The following is a 22,623-nucleotide window of genomic DNA, read 5'->3' on the forward strand; positions in this document are numbered from 1 at the left end:
CGTACTGCATCCTGCTGCCGCCGCCGAACGTCACCGGCACCCTGCACATGGGCCATGCGTTCCAGCAGACGGTGATGGACATGCTGATCCGCTACCAGCGCATGCGCGGCATGAACACGCTGTGGCAGGTCGGCACCGACCACGCGGGCATCGCCACGCAGAAGATCGTGGAGAACCAGCTGGCGGTAGAGAGCAAGACCCGTCACGACCTGGGCCGCGAACCGTTCGTGGAGCGCGTGTGGCAGTGGAAGGAGGAATCCGGGTCCACCATCACCAACCAGATGCGTCGCCTCGGCGTCGCCGCCGACTGGTCGCGCGAGCGCTTCACCATGGACGAAGGCTTGTCCGCCGCGGTGCGCAAGGTGTTCGTGGACTGGTATCGCGCCGGCTTGATCTATCGCGGCAACCGTCTGGTGAACTGGGACCCGGTACTGGGCACGGCGGTATCCGATCTGGAAGTGAATAACGTCGAGCGCGATGGGCATATGTGGTCGATCCGCTACCCGGTTAGTGGCAGTAACGAAAGCCTCGTTGTTGCCACCACCCGCCCAGAGACCATGCTGGCTGACGCTGCGGTAGCAGTGCATCCGGAGGACGAGCGTTACCAGCATCTGATCGGCAAGATGGTCGATCTGCCTCTCACTGGCCGCAAGATTCCGGTGATTGCAGACGAGTACGTGGATCGCGAGTTCGGAACAGGCTGCGTAAAGATCACCCCCGCGCACGACTTTAACGACTACGCGGTGATGGAACGCCATCTCGACATCGGCATTCAATCCATGCTTACGCTGGATGCGAAAGTCATCAGTCGTGCTGATGAAGAAAAAATTTGGGGTAGCGGCGTCGCACCACGAATCACGAAGCACCGCCTCATCACTATCGACAGCCCATTCCTTACAGACTTCATACCAGTGAAGTATCAAGGATTGGATCGCTTCGAGGCACGCAAGCAAATCTTGGTCGATCTAGATGCCAATGGTTTCCTGATCGAAACCAAGCCACACAAACTGCAGGTACCGATCAGCCAGCGCTCGGATGCCGTCATCGAACCGATGCTCACCGACCAGTGGTTCGTCGATCTGACCAGCGACACACAAAAGGATGGCCGTGCGGGTGGCCGCAAAGCGATCACCGACCCCGCACTCGACGCCGTGCGCTCGGGCGCGATCAAGTTCGTGCCGGAGAATTGGACCACCACCTATACGCAGTGGCTGGAAAACATCCAGGACTGGTGCATCAGCCGCCAGTTGTGGTGGGGCCATCGCATTCCGGCGTGGTACGACGAAGCCGGCAATATCTTTGTCGGCGAAAACGAAGCCGATGCGCGCAAGCATGCGTCCGTCGAACCCGTTGGCGCGTTGAAGCAGGACGAAGATGTGCTCGATACCTGGTTCAGCTCCGCGCTGTGGCCATTCTCCACACTCGGCTGGCCGTTCCAGGGCGAAGTAAAGAACGAACACGGCGACGTAGTCGCCAACTGGGAGCAAGACAAGCTCTTCCTGCCCAGCGCTGTGCTCGTCACCGGCTTCGACATCATCTTCTTCTGGGTCGCGCGCATGGTGATGGCGACCTTGTACTTCACCAAGCAGGTGCCGTTCCGCGAGGTGTACATCAACGCGATCGTGCGCGATGCGGAAGGCCAGAAGATGTCCAAGTCCAAGGGCAACACGCTGGACCCACTGGACCTGATCGACGGCATCGAACTGGAACCGCTGGTGGAAAAATCCACCAAGTCGCTGCTGATTCCACAGGTGCGTGAAAAGGTCGAAAAGCGCATCCGCAAGGATTACCCGCAAGGCATTCCCGCCATCGGCACCGATGCGTTGCGTTTTACTTTCGCGGCGCTGGCCAGCTACAGCCGCACGATCAACTTCGACATCAAGCGCGCGGAAGGCTACAAGGCGTTCTGCAACAAGCTGTGGAATGCGGCGCGCTTCGTGCTGATGAACCTGCCGGACGGTGAATTGCCTGCGCCGGCCGGTGCGCCGGTTACCGAAGCGGAACGCTGGATTCTCACGCGCTTGAAGCACACGCTGGTGGAGGTCGAACAGCACTTCGTCACTTATCGCTTCGACCTGCTCGCGCAGGCGCTGTACGAATTCGTGTGGAATGAGTACTGCGACTGGTTCCTGGAACTGTCCAAGCCCGCCTTGAATGGTGACGATGCGACGGCCGCGGCATCGACGCGCCACACGCTGCTGGTGGTGCTGGAAACCGTGCTGCGCGCGCTGCACCCGATCATTCCGTTCATTACGGAGGAGATCTGGCAAACAGTAGCGCCGAAGCTCGGCATTCACGTCGAAAGCATCTTCCTGCGTCCGTGGCCGAGGGCCGGCGAGATCGCTGCGGACGACGCTGCCACTGCCGAGATCGAGTGGTACAAGAACGTGCTGAGCGGCATCCGCCGCATTCGCGCGGAAATGAACATCGCACCCGGCAAAACCATCCCGCTGCTGCTGGCCGACGGCGATGCCAGCGATCGCGCGCGCGCGGCCAAGTTTGCCGCGCAGATCAGTTTCCTCGCACGCGTGGAAGCGCCGCAATGGATTGCTGCCGGCGCCGACGAACCCGCCGCTGCGGCAGCCGTGGTCGGCGCGTTGCGCGTGCTGATCCCGCTTGCCGGATTGATCGATCTGAGCGCCGAAAAAACACGGTTAGCCAAGGAAATCGCCAAGATCGAAAGCGAGATCAAGAAGTGCGAAGCCAAACTCGGCAATGCCAACTTCGTGGCGAATGCGCCGGCCGAGGTGGTGACGCAGGAACGTCAGCGCATTGCCGATTGGAGTACGCAACTGGGTGCGTTGCGCGAGCAGATGCGCAAGCTGGGTTGATGCACGATCGATAACGCGTAACGCCGATGGCCGTCATTCCCGCGAAAGCGGGAATCTATTTTTTGCTTTTGCATCAGAGCAAATGGATTCCCGCTTTCGCGGGAATGACGGCCATACATAGGCGGCCTACGCCGAAAACTCCAGCGCCATCACGATCGCATCCTCGCGCCCATCATGCGCGGGGTAATAGCGCGGACGCCGCCCGATCTCGCGAAAGCCCAGCGACACATACAGCGCCTGTGCATTCGGATTGGACGGCCGCACTTCCAGGAACACCCGCTCGGCGCCATTCCAGCGCGCGATATCCAGCAGGCGTTTCATCAGATGCCGGCCAAAGCCTTGCCCGCGCTGGTCCGGTGAGATGCATACGTTCAACACGTGCGCCTCGCCCGCGCCCACGGAAAGAATGCCGTAGCCGATGATCCGTCCTTCCAGGCACAACACCCACGAGGGATGCCCGGCCTTCAGGCAATCGCCGAAGATGCCCTGGCCCCACGGAAAGGCATAGGAAGCATGCTCCAGCTCACTCACGCGCGAGAGGTCTTCCCGCCGCATGGCGCGCATCTCCAAGGAGGGGCGCGCGACGGCAACCATCACCGGGCCCCAGCCGCCAGTGCGCGGCGCAGCGTGCGCAAGGCCTGCCACAGCCGCCGCTTGGCACTGGCCTGGGTGAGGATGTCCGAGGGCGCATCGGCCAGCACGATATGCGCATCGCGCATCACCTGCGCCGGCAGCGCACGCCCTAATGCATGCGCCTGGGCCTGGCCGAAGACCAGATAGGCCGGCGCATGCGGTACCTGCATGGATTCGCCGTCGAGGGCCTCGATGCGTGGCGCGCGCGCCAGCAAGGGGCCGAAGGCCGAGAGCGCGCGCCCGAGCAGATCCAGCTCACGCACCGCGCACCCGCGCGGCAATACCACCACCACACCGGCCGGCAGCTGCCGAGCTTCGGTCGCCTGGACAGGCGAGGCTACCGAGGTCGCCTCAGCAACGGCCCGCCGCTGCCACGCCACCACGCCCAGCGCGCGCAGCACGCGGGCTCGATGCACCGGGCTGGCAACGACAGCGTTCATACCGCGCCACGGCGCATACGCTTGCGGCGTGCGGCCAGGCCCCACACCGTCACCACCGGCCCGGACAGCAGGAACAGCGAAAACACCGCCAGCAACACGCGCGGCGGATCGACGAAGAATGGCACCAGGATCAACACGGCGATCAGGATCCACAGGAACGGCACCTTGTCGCCCATCGGCAAGGACTTGAAGCTGTAATAGCGGAAGCGGCTCACCATCAGCAGACCCACGATCACCGCCATGAAGGGCATGCCCATGTTGAGATCGGCGCCGCTGTAGCCCCAGCTGTCCATGCTCCACACGAAGGACATGCACACTGCCGCCGCCGCAGGGCTGGGCAGGCCCTGAAAGTAGCGCTTGTCGGCCACGCCGACCTGGGTATTGAAGCGCGCCAGGCGCAGGGCCGCGCAGACGGCATAGATGAAGGCTGCCGCCCAGCCGATCTTGCCCGGTAGCGGCCCGAATTCCTTCAGGCTGGAAAGCGACCAGTTGTACATCACCAGCGAAGGCGCCAGGCCGAAGCTCACCAGGTCGGAAAGCGAGTCGTACTGCACGCCGAACTCGCTCTGCGTATGGGTAAGGCGCGCCACGCGGCCATCGATGCCGTCCAGCAGGGCAGCCACGAACACCGCAATGGCCGCGTCCGTGTAGCGCCCGCCGATGCTTACGACAATGGCGTAGAAGCCGGCGAACATGGCGCCGGTGGTGAACAGGTTCGGCAGGAGGTAAATCCCGCGATGCCGCGGCACCCGCGATGGTGTCGTCTCGCTCATGAAGCCGTCCATGATGGAATGCGGGCCAGTTTAGCAGGGTGATGCCTGGCGCTTTCAGGGCGGTGAAGGCTGCGTGGAATGGATCGGAACGTCACTAGGCCCGGCGCAAGCGTGCGAGCCAGCACGTTCCCGATACTCCGCCGCATCGCCCGCTTGAGTCCCAACCGCGCCGGTTGTTAACTAGCCGTGTTTTCCACCGTTCCCTTTTTTGGAGTCTGCTCATGCGTCGACTGTCCATTGCCGTGGCGCTGCTGCTGGTTGCGCCCCTGGCCTGCGCCCAGGTCTACAAGTGGACCGACGCCCATGGCACCACCCATTACTCGGAATCGCCGCCGCCCACCGGCACCAAGTACAGCCAGGTCAGCGTCAACACCGGCAGCTCCGCGCCGGCCGCCGACAACACGCCGGCGGCGCCAGCCAGCAGCAACAGCAGCAGCCAAAACACCGGCAGCCCGCCACAGCCGAGCACCATGGCCGACACGCCAGAGAACCGTACCAAGCTGTGCGCCTCGCTGAAGGCGAACATCGCCACCTTGCAGGGCAGCGGCCCGGTGGTCATGACGGGTACTGGCGGCCAACAACAGTTGCTCAATGCGGACCAGCGCAAGCAGCAGCTGGGCGCGAGCCAGTCGCAGTACAACCAGTATTGCGGGACGTAAGGCGCAACGCGTCCCATGGCCGACATTCCCGCGAAAGCGGGAATCCATCGTGCTCTGGGCCAATGAAGCACAAATGGATTCCCGCTTTCGCGGGAATGACGGCCACGAGATAACCAAACTGCCGGCTATAATCGATCCTTTATCCCGATAGCCGACACGTCCCAATGCGCCTTAGCCAATTCCACCTGGGCACCGTCAAGGAAGTCCCTGCCGACGCCGAGATCGCCAGCCACCAGCTGATGATCCGCGCCGGGATGATCCGCAAGCTCGCCTCCGGCCTTTACACCTGGTCGCCACTGGGTTTGCGCGTGCTGCGCAAGGTGGAAGCGGTCGTGCGCGAGGAAATGAACCGCGCCGGCGCCATCGAAATGCTGATGCCTTCCGTGCAGCCGCGCGAGCTGTGGGAAGAAACCGGCCGCTGGGAAAAATTCGGCGGCCAGCTGCTCAAGATCAAGGACCGCAAGGAGCAGGAATTCTGCTACGGCCCCACGCATGAAGAAGTCGTCACCGATTTCGCGCGCAACGAGCTGAAGAGCTACAAGCAGTTGCCGGTCAACTTCTACCAGATCCAGACCAAGTTCCGTGACGAGATCCGTCCGCGCTTCGGGGTGATGCGTGCGCGCGAATTCCTGATGAAGGATGCGTACTCGTTCCACCTCACGCCCGAATCGCTTGGCGAAACCTACGATGTGATGTACCAGGCGTACGCACGCATCTTCACGCGTCTTGGCTTGACGTTCCGCGCCGTGCAGGCCGATACCGGCGCCATCGGCGGCAGCGCCAGCCATGAATTCCAGGTGCTGGCCGAATCAGGCGAAGACCTGCTCGCCTACTCCGATGCCTCCGATTACGCCGCCAACGTCGAGAAAGCCGAAGCGGTTGCGCCTGCCATCACACGCCCCGCGCCTTCCGCAACGCTGCAGCGCGTGGACACGCCGCGCGTACGCACGGTGGAGGACGTCACCAAGCATTTCGGCATCAGCGCCGATCGCGTGTTGAAGACCTTGCTGGTGCGCGGCAAGGATGGCCTGGTCGCGCTGTGCCTGCGCGGCGATCACGAGATCAACGAAGTGAAGGCCAGCAAGCTGCCCGAACTGCCGGGTGAATCCGTGCTGGCCTCCGACGAGCAAATACTTGCCAGTGTCGGTGTACGTCCCGGCTTTATCGGCCCCATCGGCCTGCCCGACAACATTCCCGTGATCGTCGATCGCAGCGCGGCGGTGCTGGCCGATTTCGTATGCGGCGGCAACGCCAACGACACGCACTACACCGGCGCGAACTGGGAGCGCGACGCGCGCATCACGCGCGTGGAAGACCTGCGCCAGGTCGTGGCGGGCGACCCTTCGCCGGATGGCCACGGTACCCTGCACATCGCACGCGGCATCGAAGTGGGCCATGTCTTCCAGCTCGGCAGCAAATATGCCGAGTCATTGAACGCCACCGTGCTCGACGACCAAGGCAAGAAACAGGTGATGCTGATGGGTTGCTACGGCATCGGCGTCAGCCGCATCGTGGCCGCGGCGATCGAGCAACGCCACGATGATGCCGGCATTGTCTGGCCGGAGCCAATGGCTCCCTGGCGCGTGGCGGTGTGCGTGATCAATCCCAAGAACGCACCGGAAGTGAATGCCGCTGCCGAATCGCTCTACGACGAACTGTCCGCGCGCGGCATCGAAACCGTACTGGACGATCGCGGCCTGCGCCCCGGTGCAATGTTTGCGGATATGGAATTGATCGGCATTCCGCATCGCGTGGTGGTGAGCGAGCGCGGCCTGGCTGCCGGCACGCTGGAATATCGTGCACGTACGGCCAGTGAAAGCAGTGCGATTACGCGCGACGGATTGTTTGAAATACTGACTGCATAAGTGTGAGGGACTTCGTTCCCTCACCATGCCGTCATTCGCGCGAAAGCGGAAATGACGACCATTGGGGTTTTGGTTACGTTGCTGCCACTACGCTAAACGGCCATACAACTTTTTTCACGCCATCGATAGCTACATTATCCGCAGGAAAATCCTTTTTCCTACACGAATGCGCTTTACAATTTCGCGTTTAATGCGAGAGAATCAAAATGCATCGGGCATTTACTTCTAAATCAATAGCCCGGCATATCCTGCTCATTTGCTTTTACCGGAGTCCATTTTATGGCGATTGATATCAAGAGCCTCAACCAAACCCAGCTCAATGACCTGATCCAGAAGGCGCAGGCGCGCCAGCAGGAACTCGAGAAAGAAAAAGTCACCCGCGTGCGTGAAAAGGTATTCGCATTGCTGAAGGCCGAAGACATCAGCTTTGATGAAGTGTTCGGCGGTGGCGTCGCGGTGCGCGGCAAGCGTCGCGGCACCGGCACGGTGGCGCCGAAATACCGTAATCCGGCCGATCCGGAACAGACCTGGTCGGGTCGCGGCAAGCGTCCGCGCTGGTTCAACGACGCACTCAAGGCCGGCAAGAAGGAAAAGGATCTGGCGATCTGATTTTCCTGTATGGATCAAAGAAAGCGCCGGCCAATGGCCGGCGTTTTTCTTTATCACGTCATGATGTAGAACTCGTCATTCGGCGAAGGCGCAATGACACCAGGCATGCCGCGAAATATGCGGCTACAAAGACCGTCGCGGCGCAATCAGCAATTCACCAAACATCAACCCGGCCACCAGCGAAATCAAAATCGTCACCAGCAGCACCATCGAATCAAAACCCAGTGACGCATTGCGCTCCAGCAAATACGAAACACTGCGAAAACCCACGCTTCCCGGCACCAGCAACAAAATGCCCGGTTCGCGGATCACTGCCCCCGGACGCCCGGCATAACGCGCGTACACATTCGCCAAGGCGCTCAACAACAGCCCGCCGAGAAACACACCGAACGGCGCACCGTTGAGATTCGGCGAAATCGCGCCGCCCAACCTGGTGGCCAGATAACCCACGATCACCGCGACGATCACCGCCGGCCAGTCACGCCACGCGGCACGAAACAGCATGGCAAACGCAATGGCTGCCACGAGCAGCGCCGGATAGTCCATCCATTCCGGCAACGCCGGCAACGCGAAATCGCGCGGCTCGATACCGAACACCGCGCACACTTGCGTCGCCGCCACCGTGCCGAAGGTGAGCTTGAGCAGCGTCGACATCGCCCCGCCCATGCGCGCCATGCCCGCCACCAGGTGCAGGCTGGAAATCTCACGCACCGCGGTCGTCAGCGACATGCCCGGCACCAGTACGATCAAACCCGCCAGCACCACTGACTTGATCGCCAACGGCACCACGAAAGCACTGAAGACGATCGCCACCAAGGTCGCCACCATCGCGCAGATCGCGTCGCTGGCTACCTGCAAGCGGGGGCGCGTGGCCGAGAGGATGGTGATCATGCCGATGATCAGTCCCACCAAACCGGCGACGCAAAGATCCACCCACGAGCTGTGCAGGAACAACGCATCGATGGCCGCTGCGGACAAGCCGTAGCTGATGATCACGCCGGCCTGCTGACGCGGCGTATCCGGCAGCTCCAGTGCGCGCAACAGGCGAAAGCCCTCGCGCAGGTCCAATTCGCCGTCGATCACCCGATCGGCAATCTCGTCGGCGCGGCACAGCTTGTCCAGGTTCACGTCGCCGGGGGTCAGGCGGATCACTTGGGTGACCTGCGCAAGACGCGCCTCATCGCCGTGCGCCAGATCCGAGAAGGAAATGATGATGGCGGTGGGGCTGGACCACACATCCGCATGCAAGCCAATGCGTTGCGCCGATCCACTGATCGCCATTTCCAGGCGCGGCGAGGCGGCGCCGTATTTATGCAGGCGAGTGGCGAGTTCCACCAGAAAGGCGATACGGGTATTGAGTGCCGTGGTGGCGAAAGACGGCAACGGCGATCGGATGGCGGATGTGGGCATGGCGCCATTGTTACCGTAAGTGTGGCGCTTGGCACCCATCCTCTCCCCGAAGGGGAGAGGGAGTAAAAACATCAGGCTGGCCTTACTTTCAACGTCGTCCCTTCCACCGCCACCACTTCCACCGTGCTTCCCGCCGGCAGATCGGGGCCGTTGACCAGCCACTGGCCGTCGCCCACCTTGGCCTTGCCGCGCCCGTTGGCAATGGCTTCGATCAGCACATAGCGCCCGCCGATCAGCTGCTCCCCGCGCCGGTTGAGCCGTCCGTCGCCCTGCTCGCCTTTCTGCAACGCCGGCCGGACGGCATACCAATAAACCGCGCACGACACGAACGCGAGCACCACGAACACGATCGCCTGGGCCACCATCGACAAGCCCGGCATCAGCAGCACCAGCAGGCCGGTGGCGGCGGCGCCCATGCCGATCCACAGCATGAAATAGCCGGGCATGATCACCTCGATGGCAATCAGCACCAGCGCGACGATCCACCATAGGTAATGCGCAGCAACTGTCATGAGTGTCCCCTTCCGCTCAGCCCGCCGTTGGCGGCGTGCGCCGCGTGGCGGCCAGTTTTTCCTGTTGCTGTCCCAACGACTCCTTCGCCAGCTCCGCAATGCCGGCCAGCGAACCGATGATGCCCGTGGCCTCCACCGGCAACAGCAGCATTTTCTGGTTGGGTGAGTGGGCCATTTCCTTCAGCGCTTCCACGTATTTGTTGGCGACGAAGTAGTTCAAGGCGCTTACATTGCCATCGGCGATGGCGTCGGAGACCAGCTTCGTGGCTTCCGCTTCGGCTTGCGCCAAACGGATACGCGCCTCGGCTTCGCGGAATGCCGCTTCCTTCTTGCCGTCTGCCGCCAGGATCGCCGATTGCTTCTCGCCATCGGCCTTCAGGATCGCCGACTGACGCAGGCCTTCCGCCTCCAGAATCTGCGCACGCTTCTCGCGTTCGGCTTTCATCTGGCGCGCCATCGAATCGACCAGGTCGCGCGGCGGTGCGATGTCCTTGATCTCGATGCGATTGACCTTGACGCCCCACGGATGCGTGGCTTCGTCCACCACCGTGAGCAGCTTTGCGTTGATCGCATCGCGCTGGCTGAGCGATTCGTCCAGGTCCATCGAACCGAGCACGGTGCGGATGTTGGTCATCACCAAGGCCAGCGCGGCCTGCTCCAAATTGGCCACTTCATACGCCGCCTTGGCGGCATCCAGCACTTGATAGAACATCACGCCGTCCACGCGCACCACGGCGTTGTCCTTGGTGATCACGTCCTGGCTCGGCACGTCCAGCACCTGCTCCATCATGTTCATCTTGCGGCCGATCTCATAGATGAAGGGAACCAGGAAATGCAGGCCCGGCGTCAGCGTGCGCGTGTAGCGCCCGAAACGTTCCACTGTCCATTCGTATCCCTGTGGCACGATGCGCACCAGCTTCGCCAGCACGATGATCGCCACTACCACCACTACCAACGCAAAAATACCGCCCATGAAATGTCCTCCTTGTCGACTCGAAGGAGTATAGGGCAGTGCCCTGGACAGAATGGCGCCCGCCGACGCGTGCGCTTTTACGGATCACGCTGGCTGCGGCAGCAACAGCGTCACGCGCAAGCCGCCATCCTCGCGATTGGCCAGGGCGATTCGCCCGCCATGCGCCTCGCTGATCTCGCGCGCCAGCGCCAGGCCCAATCCTGTACCCGAACGCTTGGTGGAATAGAACGGCAGCAGCGCCTGCGCCAGCACCGCCTCGCTCATGCCGGGGCCGCGGTCGGCCACGTCGATGCGCAGCTCATGGCCGACCATGTTGAGCGACAAGGTGACGCCTTCCGGCGCGCTGCCCGACTCATGCGCATTCTTCACCAGATTGATCAGCACCTGCTCGATCTGCACCGGATCGAACCAGCCCGATTGCGATGGCACGCTGCTCGCCAGCTGAAACCGGCAATGCAAGGCGAGCGCATCCAGAAACGGCTTCCACTCCACCGACGCCGTACGCGGTGCCGGCAACTTGGCAAAACGCGCGTAGCCGTCGATAAAACCATGCAGGTGACGCGCACGCTCGCCGATGGTGGCAAACACGCCCGGCAGGCGCTGCACGTCGCCGCGGCGCGCCAGTTCGGCACCGGAGTGTGCGAGCGAGGAAATCGGCGCCAGCGAGTTGTTCAATTCATGGCTCACCACGCGGATCACGCGCTTCCACGCCGCCACTTCCTGCCGCGAGAGCTCGCGCGTCATGCGGCGGAACAATTGCAGGCGATGCGGCCGCCCCTGCAAGCGGAATGCACGCTGCGAAAGATGGAAGGTTTCTTCACTGCCTTCCATTTCCACGCTGAACAGCGCATCTTCCGTGCCTTCCGTCGCCTTGCGCAGCGCTTCGGGCATGGCGGCGATCAGCGTGCCAAAATGCAGGCCGTTGAGGCTGCGTCCTTCATTGAACAGGTGCCGGGCCGCGATGTTGGCGTAAGCGACACGGCCGCTGCCGTCGGTCAGCACCAGGGCCACCGGCGTGTTCTGCACCACGGTATCCAGCAACAGCTCGCGTTGCGCCAGATTCTGCCGTTGTTCGCGCAGCGTCTGCCCCAGCTGGTTGTGCACGCGCACGAGATCGCCCAGTTCGTCGTGGCGGTTGAGCGCCAGCGAAATACTGAAATCGCCGTCGCGATAGCTCGCCACCGCACCTTCCAGCGCACGCAGCAGGCGCTTCACCGGCACCATCACCATGTGCGCGAACCACCACGACAGCGGCGCCAGGATCGCCACGCAAATGATGATCGCTTCGGTGCGGTCAGGCGTGGCAATTTGCAGCGTCAGCTCTTTGCGTACCCACGCCAGCGTTGCCGGCAAGGGCCATTGCGTGACGCCGGTATAGACCAGCGCGCCCATCAATGCCGCCAGGGCCAGCAAGAAGGCGAGGCGGGCTTCCAGCGATCTCAGGCGGCGCATGGGATGGCCCTGGTTGGAGGCGCATGCATTGGCATGGCTCAGTCTCTCAGTGGATTGCGGCTGTTCTACACGTTGCTGCCCATGTGCGCCACTGCTGGAAGGTGAGTCAAACTTCCATGGCCGTCATTCCTGCTTTCGCTGGAATGACGACCATCAAAGACCATGAGCATCCTGGTTTGCTGACGCCTCACGCGTCACGCCTGCGTCATCAATCCATACCGCTCCATGCGCCGATACAACGCCTGCCGCGACAAGCCCAGCGTCTGCGCTGCACGGCTTACCACGCCGTCCGCCTTCTGCAGCGCTGCCTCCACCACCTCGCGGGTGGGTTCGTCCAGGTTGCGCACGGCGGTGGCTCCCGCCTGCTGCGGCAGATTGAGCAGTTCCGGCGTGATCGGTCCGCTACCGGCCAGCAAGGCCGCACGCTCAATGGCGTTTTTCAGCTCACGCACGTTGCCCGGCCATGCGTAGGTGAGCAATGCCTCGCGCGCCGCTTCGTTGAGCTGCGCACGGCCGGCCAGGAAATGCTCGGCCAATGGCAGTATGTCGTCGATGCGCTCGGCCAGCGGCGGCAGGTTCACGTCGATCACGTTGAGGCGGTAATACAGGTCCTCGCGGAACGTGCCCGTGCGAATCATGCCCTTCAGATCCGCATTGGTCGCACTCAACACGCGTACCTTTACCTTGCGCGTGCGGCCGGAACCCAGCCGCTCGAACTGTCCCGTTTCCAGCACGCGCAGCAGTTTCACCTGCCCTGGCAATGGCAGGTTGCCGATTTCATCCAGGAACAGCGTGCCACCATCGGCCAGCTCGAAGCGCCCTTCGCGCGCCTTGTTGGCGCCGGTATAAGCGCCCGCTTCGGCGCCGAACAGTTCCGCCTCGATCAGCTCGCCCGGCAACGCGCCGCAGTTCACCGCCACGAAGGGCCCGTTCTTCACCGACGAATTGGCATGCACGATAGCCGCGATGCGCTCCTTGCCGGAGCCGTTGGGGCCGGTGATCAGCACCGGCACTTCCGAGCGCGCCACCTGGCAGGCCAGGTCGATCGTGCGCGCCATCGCTTCGGAGGCGAACACCAGGCTGTCGAGCTCATAGCGGCGCTGCAGGTCTTCGCGACGCTTGCGGCGCTCCATGCGCGTGCGATTCACCTCGCGCGTGGACTCCGACAGCTCCAGCAGGTTTTCCACCGTGGTCAACAGCTTGGCATCGTCCCACGGTTTGGCCAGGTAATCGGCCGCGCCGGCCTTCACCAGCTCCACCGCGGTTTCCAGGTGGGTCCACGCCGTGAGCAGGATCACCGGCAGATCCGCATGACGCTGGCGGATCGTGCGGAACAGCGCCACGCCCTCCTCGCCGGAGGTGGTGTCGGCCGTGAAATTCATGTCCTGGATCACTACGTCCACGGACTGGCGCGCCAGCGTGGCCAGGCCATCCTCGGGCGTGAGCGCCACCAGCGGCCGCACGTCGTGCAGCGAAAGCAGCAGCGACAGCGCCTCGCCCACGGCCGGGTTGTCATCGATGATCAGTACGGTACGCATTCGTCGTCTACACATGCAGGCATGGATGCCGCTCCTGCCGGAAAGGTTGCCATGCCAAATGGCCTAGGGATGCTCTGGTCTATCCACGTGCCCGGCATGACGTCCAGAAGGCCCGCAGGGCGTGTCGCGTGGCGCAGGGAAGACTGGCGCCGCGCGGCACACCCTGCGGGCTTCTGGACGTCACCCCGTCTTTGTATTCAATGTGTTGGGCCACACGGTATGCGCGCCTCGCTTCGCCCCGCCGTCTCGACATACAACCAGTATGCCTTCACCGTCGGGGCGAAGCGAGGCGCGCATACCGTGTGGTGACGGGTACGTGGAATAGATCAGAGCATCCCTACGTACATCAAGACTGATGGCGGAGTACTTCATGCTCAGTCGATGGCCGGCAGTCTGGCGTCTTCCAGACGCTTGCGTGCCTTGTCGTATTGATCGCGCGGCATCTGCACCAGCAGCGGCGACTTTGCCGGATCGAACCACTCGATCAGCTGTACGACATCGTCCTTGGGCATGGCGGTACAGCCTACCGTACCCTGCCTCGCACCGCGCCAGATATGCAGGAAAATGCAGGAGCCGCCAGCAGGCCGGGTCGGGCTGGTGTTGTGATTCACGTAGACGCCCCAGTGATAAAGCTCGTCATCCCGCAACATGTGCTCGGAGCTGTTCCAGTCCGGCGCGTGGACCTTCTGGCGGTCGACGATGCGGTTGTAGTACTTCGAACCTGCATCGTCCACGCACTCGACCGATGGTGTGAGCGGTACGTAAGACATGCGCGAACCGGCCAGCAATTGCGCTTCGTACCCGAACGCCGTGCCCAGCGAGAACACACCCGCCGGCGCCTTGCCATCCCCTTCGTGCTTGATCGGGTCGCCCGCATCGGCGCCCAGCTGCTGGTTGCCGATCACGCCGCTGCCCCACGCCAGCCCGGCCTTTCCCACCACGATGGGAAACGGTTGGCCAATGGCTTTCCACTTGGCGTGGATATCGTGACGCTCGAAGCGTTGCAGCGTGCCGCTCACGCTGTTCCAGCCGGCGGTGGTGACGATCACCATCTGGCGCGCATCGCCGAGTGCGCCATGCGCGCGCACTGGCAATGAAGGAAGCAGGCCTGACGCGCAAATCGCCAGCAGGGAAAAGCGAAGCCACGTGCTCATCTGCCATTGGGCTCCTGCAAGAAAGAGTCAATACGGTACATCGAATCGCTCATACGGATCGCGTCGCCACCACCGGCGGCACTGCCGCGGCACGCATGGCTGGTGCCAACACGCCCACCTGCCCGATCGCCAGCATCACTAGCGCACCTATCGGCAGATAGGTCCACGGCAAATGCGGCAGCTCGTAGTAATGCATGAGCAGGATGTTGCCGGCATAGGCGAGCGCCATGCCGAGCACGATGCCCGCACTGACGATCAGCAGGTTTTCCGTCAAGAAATAACCCAGTATTTGTGCGCGACGTGCGCCAAGCGCGCGACGTATGCCGATCTGCCGCGTACGACGCTGCACCCAGAAACCGGTAAGACCCATGATGCCGGCCAGGGTGACGATCACGATCGCCAGCACCATGCCCAGCAGCAGCCACAACGCCGCGCGGGAATTCTTGAAGGCGCTGTCGCGCTTCTGGTTGTAGGTTTCCACGCGTGCCCGCGCGCCGCCCGCGGCCACACCACCGAATTGCCGCTTGATCGCGTCTTTCACTCCCTTCAACGCGATGTCGCGCATGGCCGGATTCACGCGCACGGCGTAACTCAACATGGCTGTATTGCCGATGTTGCGGGCGAGCAACACGGTGTAGTCCGCGCGCCCGTCCGTGGCCAATCCGATCTCGTTGCGCAGCAAATGCTTGACCACACCGACCACCTGGTAGCCGTGATCGCTCCTATCCGTTGAATCCGGATCGTGCAGCAACTGCCCCACGGCAGGCGCCGCGCCGAACAGTTTATCGGCCAGGGCCTGCGTGATGATGATCGGCTGCGTCACGCCGGTATCCCAATCCGAATCGGGGCCATTGCTGGCGCCCAAACCCCATGGCCGATATTCGCCAGGCAGAAAATCCCGCCCTGCCACCATCTGCAATCCCAGTGTCTGCACCAGGCCTTTGCCGAAGAACGCGTTGACGCTCACCGCTGCATGCGTCGCACCCTTGAGGTTCACCATAAGCGAGGCGATGCTCACCATCGGCAGGCCGAAGCCCGATGATGCGGCACGCACGCCGGGTACCGCGCGCAGCGCTTCTTCTCCAGCGACGGATTCGGCCGCGGTGTAGGTTCGCCCTTGCGCGGCCAGGTTATCCACCAGGATCAGGTTGTCGGCATCCACGCCGCTCGGCGCCAGCATCGGCTGCAAGCGCTGCCACGCCAGGAAAAAAACGTTGCACAGAATGGCGCACGCCAGCGCCACCTGCAGCAGAACCAGTGCAGGCATCAGGCTATGCCGACGCAAGGGAGCCAGGATGATATGCATGCGCATGTCTCCTCAAGCGCTTTTGACTTGCAAGCCGGGCTGTACCAGCGAGACTCGCCATGATGGCAATAGCCCCACCAGCACGCCGACAGCAAGGGCGAGCGCAAAGAGTCCCGCGAACATCGCCACGTCGAGCCGCGCCAGATCGGTGAAACCCTGATCCTGCATCCGCAACAAGCTCAGCCCCAGCAGGGTAAGCGGCCACGCCAAGAAACCACCTAACAGGCAAACCATGCCGGCCTCCAGCAAGTGATGCAGCATCACCGCGCGACGCGACGCGCCCAACGCGCGCCGAATGCCTACTTCCGCACCGCGACGCATGAACTTCGCCGCCAGCAAGCCGGCCACATTCACCATGCACAGCAGCAGGAACGAACCGGCCAGCCAGACGTTGAGCCGTACGTTATCCGGTATCGCGTTCTGCAGCGTCAGCCATTGCTGCACGTTCAACAGCTGCCATTGCGGCTTCTTGCCATAACTGGCCAGTGAATGTTGTTGCTGCTCGGCATAGTGCTCCAGAAAGCTGCGGTATGCCGCCACATCCTGCGTCGTATTCAACTGCACCCAAGCGGCCAGCCATTCGCAATGCACGGGATCAACGGCAATGTATTGCCTGCTTTTTTCCGTTACGTCATCGCAACTGTCCGTGCTGGACGCGGCGAGCCCCGCATCGATGGCGGCCCCGAAAGGCACGAGGATGCTTTCGCGATCGCTGCCGCTGAAAGCCCAGGCATTCAAACCATAGAAATGCGGCTGCGGTGAATAAGGCTGGCTGATGCCGATCACGCGAAAGGCGTGGTGTTTGATCTGCACGACTCGTCCGATGGCCTTCGTGGTACCGAACAGTTTTTGCGCCAGTTCGCTATCCATCACCGCGACGGGCGCGCGTGCAGCATCTTCTGCCGCGGTCCAACTGCGCCCGTCGCGCAACGCCACGCCGAACATCGGGATGAAATCGCTGCTCGTGGCCAACAAGTGCTCATTGGATGGCTCGCCCCGATCGCCCTCCACGGGCGCGTCCAAATCGGCGACGGCCGCTTGCAGCGATCCTCTATGCGCCGCCAGCAGCGCTTCGGCATCCGGCATCTTCAGGCGCTTGTAGTCATAGGTGGCCCAATCGTTATCGAGGGAGGTGTACGTCTGCGGCTTGGCCTGCACCGCATCGAACCATGCGAGATACAGATGCTGGCTTCGCCCGGGCAAGGGATCGGCGGAAAGCATGTGCAACAGCGCCAGGGTCGTCATGCTCGCGGCTAAGCCAATCGCCACGGTCAGCACGGCCAATGCCGTGGTCTTCGGAGAACGCCGCAGCCCGCGCAACGCCAATTCCATGCTGTATCCCATCATGTACGGCCGTCCTCCTGGTTTCCTGAACATCACACCGACCGCGTCGCCACCACCGGCGGCACCGCTGCCGCGCGTAAAGCCGGCCCCAGCACGGCGGCCTGCCCCAGACACCACAGCAGAATGGCGCCAGCGGGGAAGTACAGCGCCGGCAAACGCGGCAGTTCGTAATGCACGATCAGGAACAGGTTGATGCCGTAGGCCAGCACCATGCCCAGCGCGATGCCCATGGTGGTGAGCAGGAAGTTTTCGGTTTGGAAGTAGTGAAGGATGTTGCCGCGCGTCGCGCCCAGCGCGCGACGCACGCCGATGCTGTGGTTGCGTTGCGCCACCCAGAAACTGGCGAGGCCGACGATGCCCAGCGCGGTCACGATCAGCAAGGCAATGCAGATGCCTACCAGGATGCCGGCCATCGCGCGGTCGTTCTGGAAGAAATCATGCCGGTGCTGCTCCATCGTGCCTTTGTCCAGCACGATGCGGTCGGGATCGAGCGCCTTGAGTTTTTCCACCGCTGCGCGCAGTACGCGTTCGCGATCCTGCGGTGCGCAGCGGATGACAAAGGTAGCGTTCTGGTCCAGCGTCACGCGCAACGGCCACACGGTGCTGTATTGCGCACCCAGGTTCAACCGGCCCTGGTCCGGCCGGATCAGGTCGGCCATCACGCCAACCACCGTAAACGGCAGGCCCTGCCCGACGTAGAATTGCTTGCCGAGCGGATCCTGCCCCGGCCACAGGCGCTCGGCCATGGCGCGCGTGATCAACGTTGCGCTCGGCAGCTTGCTGTATTGTTTCTGCGCCAGCAGCGAGAACACCTCCGACAGGTCCATGTATTCCTCCGGCTGCAAGTCGCGCCCCTCCACGATCCGTACGCCAAGGGTCCGCACCACGTGCTCGCCGAAGTACTGGGTGGCGTTGAGCGTGGCCACGCGCTGCGCGGGATCGGTCCGCACATCCATGTTGTTGGAGCCGTAGTCGAACGGCAGTTCGTTGATCAACGTGGCCGATTTCACACCGGCCAACGACTGCAAAGCGGCCACGTCCTCGGTGGCGCGCGCCTTGGCATCCGCGCGATTGCCGATGTTGGCCAGCTGCAGGTACACCAGTTCCTGTTCGGCAACGCCGCTGGGCATATCCATGCGGCTCAGGCGCTGGCTGATCAGGAAAATGGTGTTGCAGACAATCGCGCAGGTAAAGGCAATTTGCAGCACCAGCAGGCAACACGTGAGCTTGTGCCGCCGCAGGGTAAACAATATCGGCCGTATATCCATGTCATTGCGCCTTCAATTGCAATGCGGGGGCAATGCGGCACGCACGCCACGCAGGCAACAGCCCTGCCAGCGTGGTTGCCGCCACCGAAGTCACAAACGTCGCCAGCAACATTGCCGCATCCATATGCGCGAGCTTGGCGTAGTCCGACGGCTGCTGGCGTATCAGCCACAGTCCAAGCAGGGCCAGCAGGAAACCCAGCACGCCGCCGGCAAAACCGATCACGCTCGATTCCAGCAGCAGTTGTCCGAACAGCGTGCGCCGCGAAGCACCCAAGGCACGGCGTACGCCAAGCTCGCCCGCCCGGCGCATGAACTTGGCCAGCATCAAACCCACCGTGTTCACCAGGCAGACCACCAGAAAACCCAGCGCCAGCCATGCCTGCAGGCGCGTGTCGCTAGGCACCACCTGGTTGACGTCCAGCCACTGCATCACGTTGCGCAACCGCACGTTGTTCGGACGCACGAAGCGGCCGGCGGCACGCTGGTCATCCGAATAATGTTCGAGAAAGCCCTGGTAGGCCGCCACGCTGGCGGGTGTATCCAGCTCCACCCAGAACTGCAGCCACGTGCACGGCGATTGCTCCATATGCGCCTGGTCGCCACCGCCGTCGCCCCAGCAGTCCATGGAACCATCGTGCTCCATATGCAAATCGCGCGAGGTCGACAGCGGCACATAGACTTGTTCGTAATTGGCATAGGTACCCATGTACAGATCGTAGAAGTGCGGATTCGGCCGCCAGTCGCCCAGCACGCCGATGATGCGGAAATCCGCCTTCTGCAAGCGCAGCGTCTTGCCCACGCTGTTCTGGCCGCCGAACAGCTTGTCATTGAGTTCCGCGCTGATCACCACCAGGCGCGCCTTGGCGTCATCTTCCGCCTCGCCCCAGCCATTGCCGTACTGGAACGGCACGCCGAACATCGGGAAGAAATCGGCGGTGGTGTAGCGTGCGCTTGCATGGAATGGATCAATGCTCGCCTGCGCCGGCTGCAATGGCACCATGCCGCCGGTCATCAGCGCCTGGCGCGTCGCGCGTTTCGCATGCAGCAGGTACATGCCGTCGATCCAGGTCAACTGCCCCGGCGGTTCGACACCTGGCGTGTAGGCCTGCATGTCGCGCGGATCGAGCTGCGGGTAATACAGCGATCCGCTGCGCCCTGGCAGCGGATCGCCGGAGAGCACGTGCAATACGGTCAGCGTGGTCATGCATGCACCGATGCCCAGGGCGATGGCAAGCACCATCAATCCGGTCAGCATCTTGTTTCGCCGCAGGCTGCGCACCGCCAGATCCAGGTAATAGCCAAACATGCTCGCTCTCCTTCAGGCCGATCGCGTTGCGACCACCGGTGGCACCGCTGCCGCACGCAGGGCAGGCCCAAGCACCGCCACTTGCCCCAATCCCCACAACAACAGCGCGCCAATCGGGAAATACGCAGCCGGCAGACGCGGCAATTCGTAGTGCACGATAAGGAACAGGTTGACGCCATAGGCCAGCACCATGCCCAGCACGATGCCGAAGGTGGTGAGCAGAAAGTTCTCAGTCTGGAAGTAGCGCAGGATGTTGTTGCGCGTTGCGCCCAGCGCCCGGCGCACGCCGATACTGCGATTGCGCTGCGCAACCCAGAAGCTGGCGAGGCCGACGATGCCCAGCGCGGTAATCACCAGCAGCGCCAGCGATACGCCGATGAGCATGCCGGCCATCGCACGATCGTTGCGGAAATAGTCGTATCGCAGCTGATCGTAAGTGCCCTGTTCCAACACGATGCGGTCGGGATCGAGCGCAGTCAGCCTGGCCACGGCTGCCTTCAGCACTCGCTCGCGGTCCTGCGGCGCGCAACGAAGCACGTAGTAGGAACCGGAATCCATCGCGAAGTGCAGCGGATGCATCACGCTGTAGCCGGCACCTGACTCGAAGCGGTTGGACCGTATCAGTTGCTTCACCACGCCGACCACCGTCAGCGGGATGTTTTGCCCCGCATAGACCTGCTTGCCAAGCGGATTCTGGCCGGGCCAGAGCCGCTCGGCCATCGCCCGGGTCACCAGGATCGGCTTGGGTATCTTGCTCAGGTCGCCGGTGCGCAATCCCGCGTAGACGTCGTCGAGGCTGCGGTATTCCTCGGGCCTGAAGTCACGTCCCGCCAGCAATTGCACACCGAGTGTGGGCAACACGTTCTCGCCAAAATACTGCCCGACGTTGATCGTATCCTTCTGTTGGGAAGGGTCCAGTTTTATGCCCATGTTCGACGAGCCGGCACCGAACGGAAGATGGTTGACCAGGGCCACGGAGGTTGCGCCGGGCACTTCGCGCAAGGCGGCCAGATCGGCCGCCGTGCGAGGCAGGGCATCGGGCTGGTCGCCGATATAGGCCATCTGCACGTAAACCAGTTCGTGCTCGGCGATGCCCGAGCTCATGTTCATCCGCTCGATGCGCTGGCCGATGAGGAACACCGCATTGCAGACGATCGCGCAGGTGAAGGCGATTTGCAGGATCAGCAGGGCGGCGGTGAACTTGTGCCGCTGCAAGGTGGAAAGGATCGGCTTGATGTCCATGTCAATTCGCCTTCAGCTGCAGGCCGGGGGCGACGCGGCAAGCGCGCCAGGCGGGAAGCAAGCCAGCCAGCAGGCTCGCGCATACCGCCAGCACGAACGTGGCCAGCAGCATGGCGGCGTCCATATGCGCGAGCCTGGCGTAATCTGCCGGTTGCTGGCGTACCAGCCATAAACCCAGCCATGCCAGCAGCAGGCCGCCCGAGGCTCCGGCAAGGCCGATCACCCCGGATTCCGTCAGCAATTGCGCGAACAATGTGCGCTGCGATGCGCCAAGCGCACGGCGCACGCCCAGCTCGCCAGCGCGCCGCATGAACTTGGCGAGCATCAACCCCACCGTGTTGACCAGGCAGACCACCAGGAAGCCCAGCGCCAGCCAGGTTTGCAGGCGCGTGTCGCTGGGCACCACTTGCTGGTAATCCAGCCACTGCATGACGTTGCGCAACCGCACGTTGGGAGGCCGCGCAAAGCGGCCGATGGCATGCTGCTCCTGCGAGTAGTGCTCAAGGAAGATCCTGTATGCCGCCACCTCGGCCGGGCTGTCCAGCTGCACCCAGAACTGCAGCCACGTGCAGGTCATGTGCTCCAGATTCTTCTCGTCCCCGCCGGAGTTGCCCCAGCAATCGGTGGAGCCGTCATGCTCGATGTGCAGATCGCGCGAAGTCGACAACGGCACGAAGACATCCTCGCTGTCCGAATAACTTCCCATGTAGAGCTGATAGAAATGCGGATTGGGATGCCAGTCGCCCAGCACGCCGACGATGCGGAATGTCGTCTTCTGCAACCGCAGTTCCTTGCCCACGCTGTTCTGGCCACCAAACAGCTTGTCGTTCAACTTGGCACTGATAATGGCAACGCGCGCCTTGCCGTCGTCTTCCGCGGCAGACCAGCCGCCGCCGAACTGGAAAGGCACGTCGAACATCGGAAAGAAATCTGCCGTGGTGTACAGCCCCGTCGCATGGAATGGGGCGATGCCCGACTGGGCGGGCTGCACGGGCACCATGCCCTCGGTCATCAGCGCTTGCCGGGTGGCACGCTTCGCCCTCAGCAGATTCATGCCGTCGATCCAGGTGAGCTGGTCGGGCGGTTCCACGTTCGGTCCATAGTTGTCCTTGTCGCGTGGATCGACCTGCGGGTAATACAGCGATCCGCTGTGACCCGGCAGCGGATCGCCGGAAAGTACGTGCATCACCGTCAGCGTGGTCATGCTCGCACCGATGCCCATGGCGATCGCCAGCACCATCAAGCCGGTCAGCGCTTTGTTGCGCTGGAGGCTGCGCACTGCCAAGCCGAAGTAGTATCCAAACAAGA

The 22,623-nt window shown here is 62.8% G+C and carries 19 protein-coding genes; 4 read left to right on the forward strand and 15 right to left on the reverse strand.

Annotation, left to right across the window (positions count from 1 at the left end; all coding sequences use genetic code 11):
• Positions 1-2,831, forward strand: a 2,831-nt coding sequence (locus V7M64_RS06615) for a valine--tRNA ligase (RefSeq protein WP_333677965.1), incomplete at its 5' end; no start/stop codon positions are given.
• A gap of 126 nt (positions 2,832-2,957) precedes the next feature.
• Here the strand turns inward: V7M64_RS06615 and rimI are convergent.
• From rimI to pssA, 3 genes are read right to left on the reverse strand one after another with little or no spacing between them, the layout of a single operon-like run.
• Positions 2,958-3,425, reverse strand: coding sequence for a ribosomal protein S18-alanine N-acetyltransferase (gene rimI, locus V7M64_RS06620; RefSeq protein ID WP_333677967.1), 468 nt, complete (start codon positions 3,423-3,425; stop codon positions 2,958-2,960).
• Positions 3,425-3,904: a hypothetical protein gene (locus V7M64_RS06625; protein WP_333677968.1), complete on the reverse strand. Its 480-nt coding sequence runs from the start codon at positions 3,902-3,904 to the stop codon at positions 3,425-3,427. Before V7M64_RS06625 ends, rimI begins: the two co-directional genes overlap by 1 nt.
• A complete protein-coding gene (gene pssA, locus V7M64_RS06630) occupies positions 3,901-4,677 on the reverse strand; it encodes a CDP-diacylglycerol--serine O-phosphatidyltransferase (RefSeq protein ID WP_333677969.1) in 777 nt (258 codons plus the stop codon). Before pssA ends, V7M64_RS06625 begins: the two co-directional genes overlap by 4 nt.
• 221 nt (positions 4,678-4,898) lie before the next feature.
• On the opposite strand from pssA, the gene V7M64_RS06635 reads away from it, so the two are divergent.
• From V7M64_RS06635 to V7M64_RS06645, 3 genes are all read left to right on the forward strand, one after another.
• Positions 4,899-5,336, forward strand: a complete 438-nt coding sequence (locus V7M64_RS06635; protein WP_333677970.1) for a DUF4124 domain-containing protein — start codon at positions 4,899-4,901, stop codon at positions 5,334-5,336.
• A gap of 164 nt (positions 5,337-5,500) precedes the next feature.
• Complete coding sequence (locus V7M64_RS06640) at positions 5,501-7,201, forward strand: proline--tRNA ligase (protein ID WP_333677971.1); 1,701 nt, start codon at positions 5,501-5,503, stop codon at positions 7,199-7,201.
• Between the two features lie 279 nt (positions 7,202-7,480).
• Positions 7,481-7,810 carry an H-NS histone family protein gene (locus V7M64_RS06645; protein WP_333677972.1) on the forward strand — a complete coding sequence of 110 codons (330 nt, stop codon included), beginning with the start codon at positions 7,481-7,483 and terminating at the stop codon, positions 7,808-7,810.
• Between the two features lie 123 nt (positions 7,811-7,933).
• Here V7M64_RS06645 and V7M64_RS06650 read toward each other — a convergent pair whose 3' ends face one another.
• The 12 genes from V7M64_RS06650 to V7M64_RS06705 all read right to left on the reverse strand — a co-directional run bounded on the left by V7M64_RS06650 (position 7,934) and on the right by V7M64_RS06705 (position 22,621).
• A complete protein-coding gene (locus V7M64_RS06650; RefSeq protein WP_333677973.1) occupies positions 7,934-9,220 on the reverse strand; it encodes a threonine/serine exporter family protein in 1,287 nt (428 codons plus the stop codon).
• A 71-nt stretch (positions 9,221-9,291) separates the two neighbouring features.
• Complete coding sequence (locus V7M64_RS06655) at positions 9,292-9,732, reverse strand: NfeD family protein (RefSeq protein WP_333677974.1); 441 nt, start codon at positions 9,730-9,732, stop codon at positions 9,292-9,294.
• 16 nt (positions 9,733-9,748) lie between these two features.
• Entirely contained in the window at positions 9,749-10,705 is a 957-nt protein-coding gene (locus V7M64_RS06660) for an SPFH domain-containing protein (RefSeq protein WP_333677975.1), read from the reverse strand.
• Between the two features lie 84 nt (positions 10,706-10,789).
• Positions 10,790-12,157 carry an ATP-binding protein gene (locus tag V7M64_RS06665; RefSeq protein WP_333677976.1) on the reverse strand — a complete coding sequence of 456 codons (1,368 nt, stop codon included), beginning with the start codon at positions 12,155-12,157 and terminating at the stop codon, positions 10,790-10,792.
• A gap of 194 nt (positions 12,158-12,351) precedes the next feature.
• Positions 12,352-13,695 carry a sigma-54 dependent transcriptional regulator gene (locus V7M64_RS06670; protein ID WP_333677977.1) on the reverse strand — a complete coding sequence of 448 codons (1,344 nt, stop codon included), beginning with the start codon at positions 13,693-13,695 and terminating at the stop codon, positions 12,352-12,354.
• Between the two features lie 374 nt (positions 13,696-14,069).
• Entirely contained in the window at positions 14,070-14,849 is a 780-nt protein-coding gene (locus V7M64_RS06675) for a hypothetical protein (protein ID WP_333677978.1), read from the reverse strand.
• 49 nt (positions 14,850-14,898) lie between these two features.
• Complete coding sequence (locus V7M64_RS06680) at positions 14,899-16,155, reverse strand: FtsX-like permease family protein (RefSeq protein ID WP_333677980.1); 1,257 nt, start codon at positions 16,153-16,155, stop codon at positions 14,899-14,901.
• A 12-nt stretch (positions 16,156-16,167) separates the two neighbouring features.
• A complete protein-coding gene (locus tag V7M64_RS06685) occupies positions 16,168-17,502 on the reverse strand; it encodes an ABC transporter permease (protein ID WP_333677982.1) in 1,335 nt (444 codons plus the stop codon).
• A 29-nt stretch (positions 17,503-17,531) separates the two neighbouring features.
• Positions 17,532-18,767, reverse strand: coding sequence for an FtsX-like permease family protein (locus V7M64_RS06690; protein WP_333677984.1), 1,236 nt, complete (start codon positions 18,765-18,767; stop codon positions 17,532-17,534).
• Between the two features lies 1 nt (position 18,768).
• Positions 18,769-20,073, reverse strand: coding sequence for an ABC transporter permease (locus V7M64_RS06695; protein WP_333677986.1), 1,305 nt, complete (start codon positions 20,071-20,073; stop codon positions 18,769-18,771).
• 12 nt (positions 20,074-20,085) lie between these two features.
• Positions 20,086-21,315: an FtsX-like permease family protein gene (locus V7M64_RS06700; RefSeq protein WP_333677988.1), complete on the reverse strand. Its 1,230-nt coding sequence runs from the start codon at positions 21,313-21,315 to the stop codon at positions 20,086-20,088.
• 1 nt (position 21,316) lies between these two features.
• On the reverse strand, positions 21,317-22,621 hold the full coding sequence (locus V7M64_RS06705) for an ABC transporter permease (protein WP_333677990.1): 1,305 nt from the start codon (positions 22,619-22,621) through the stop codon (positions 21,317-21,319).
• Positions 22,622-22,623: the final 2 nt, after the last annotated feature.

The organism is Dyella sp. (genome assembly GCF_036746095.1).
In the GTDB taxonomy this organism is placed as follows: domain Bacteria; phylum Pseudomonadota; class Gammaproteobacteria; order Xanthomonadales; family Rhodanobacteraceae; genus Dyella_B.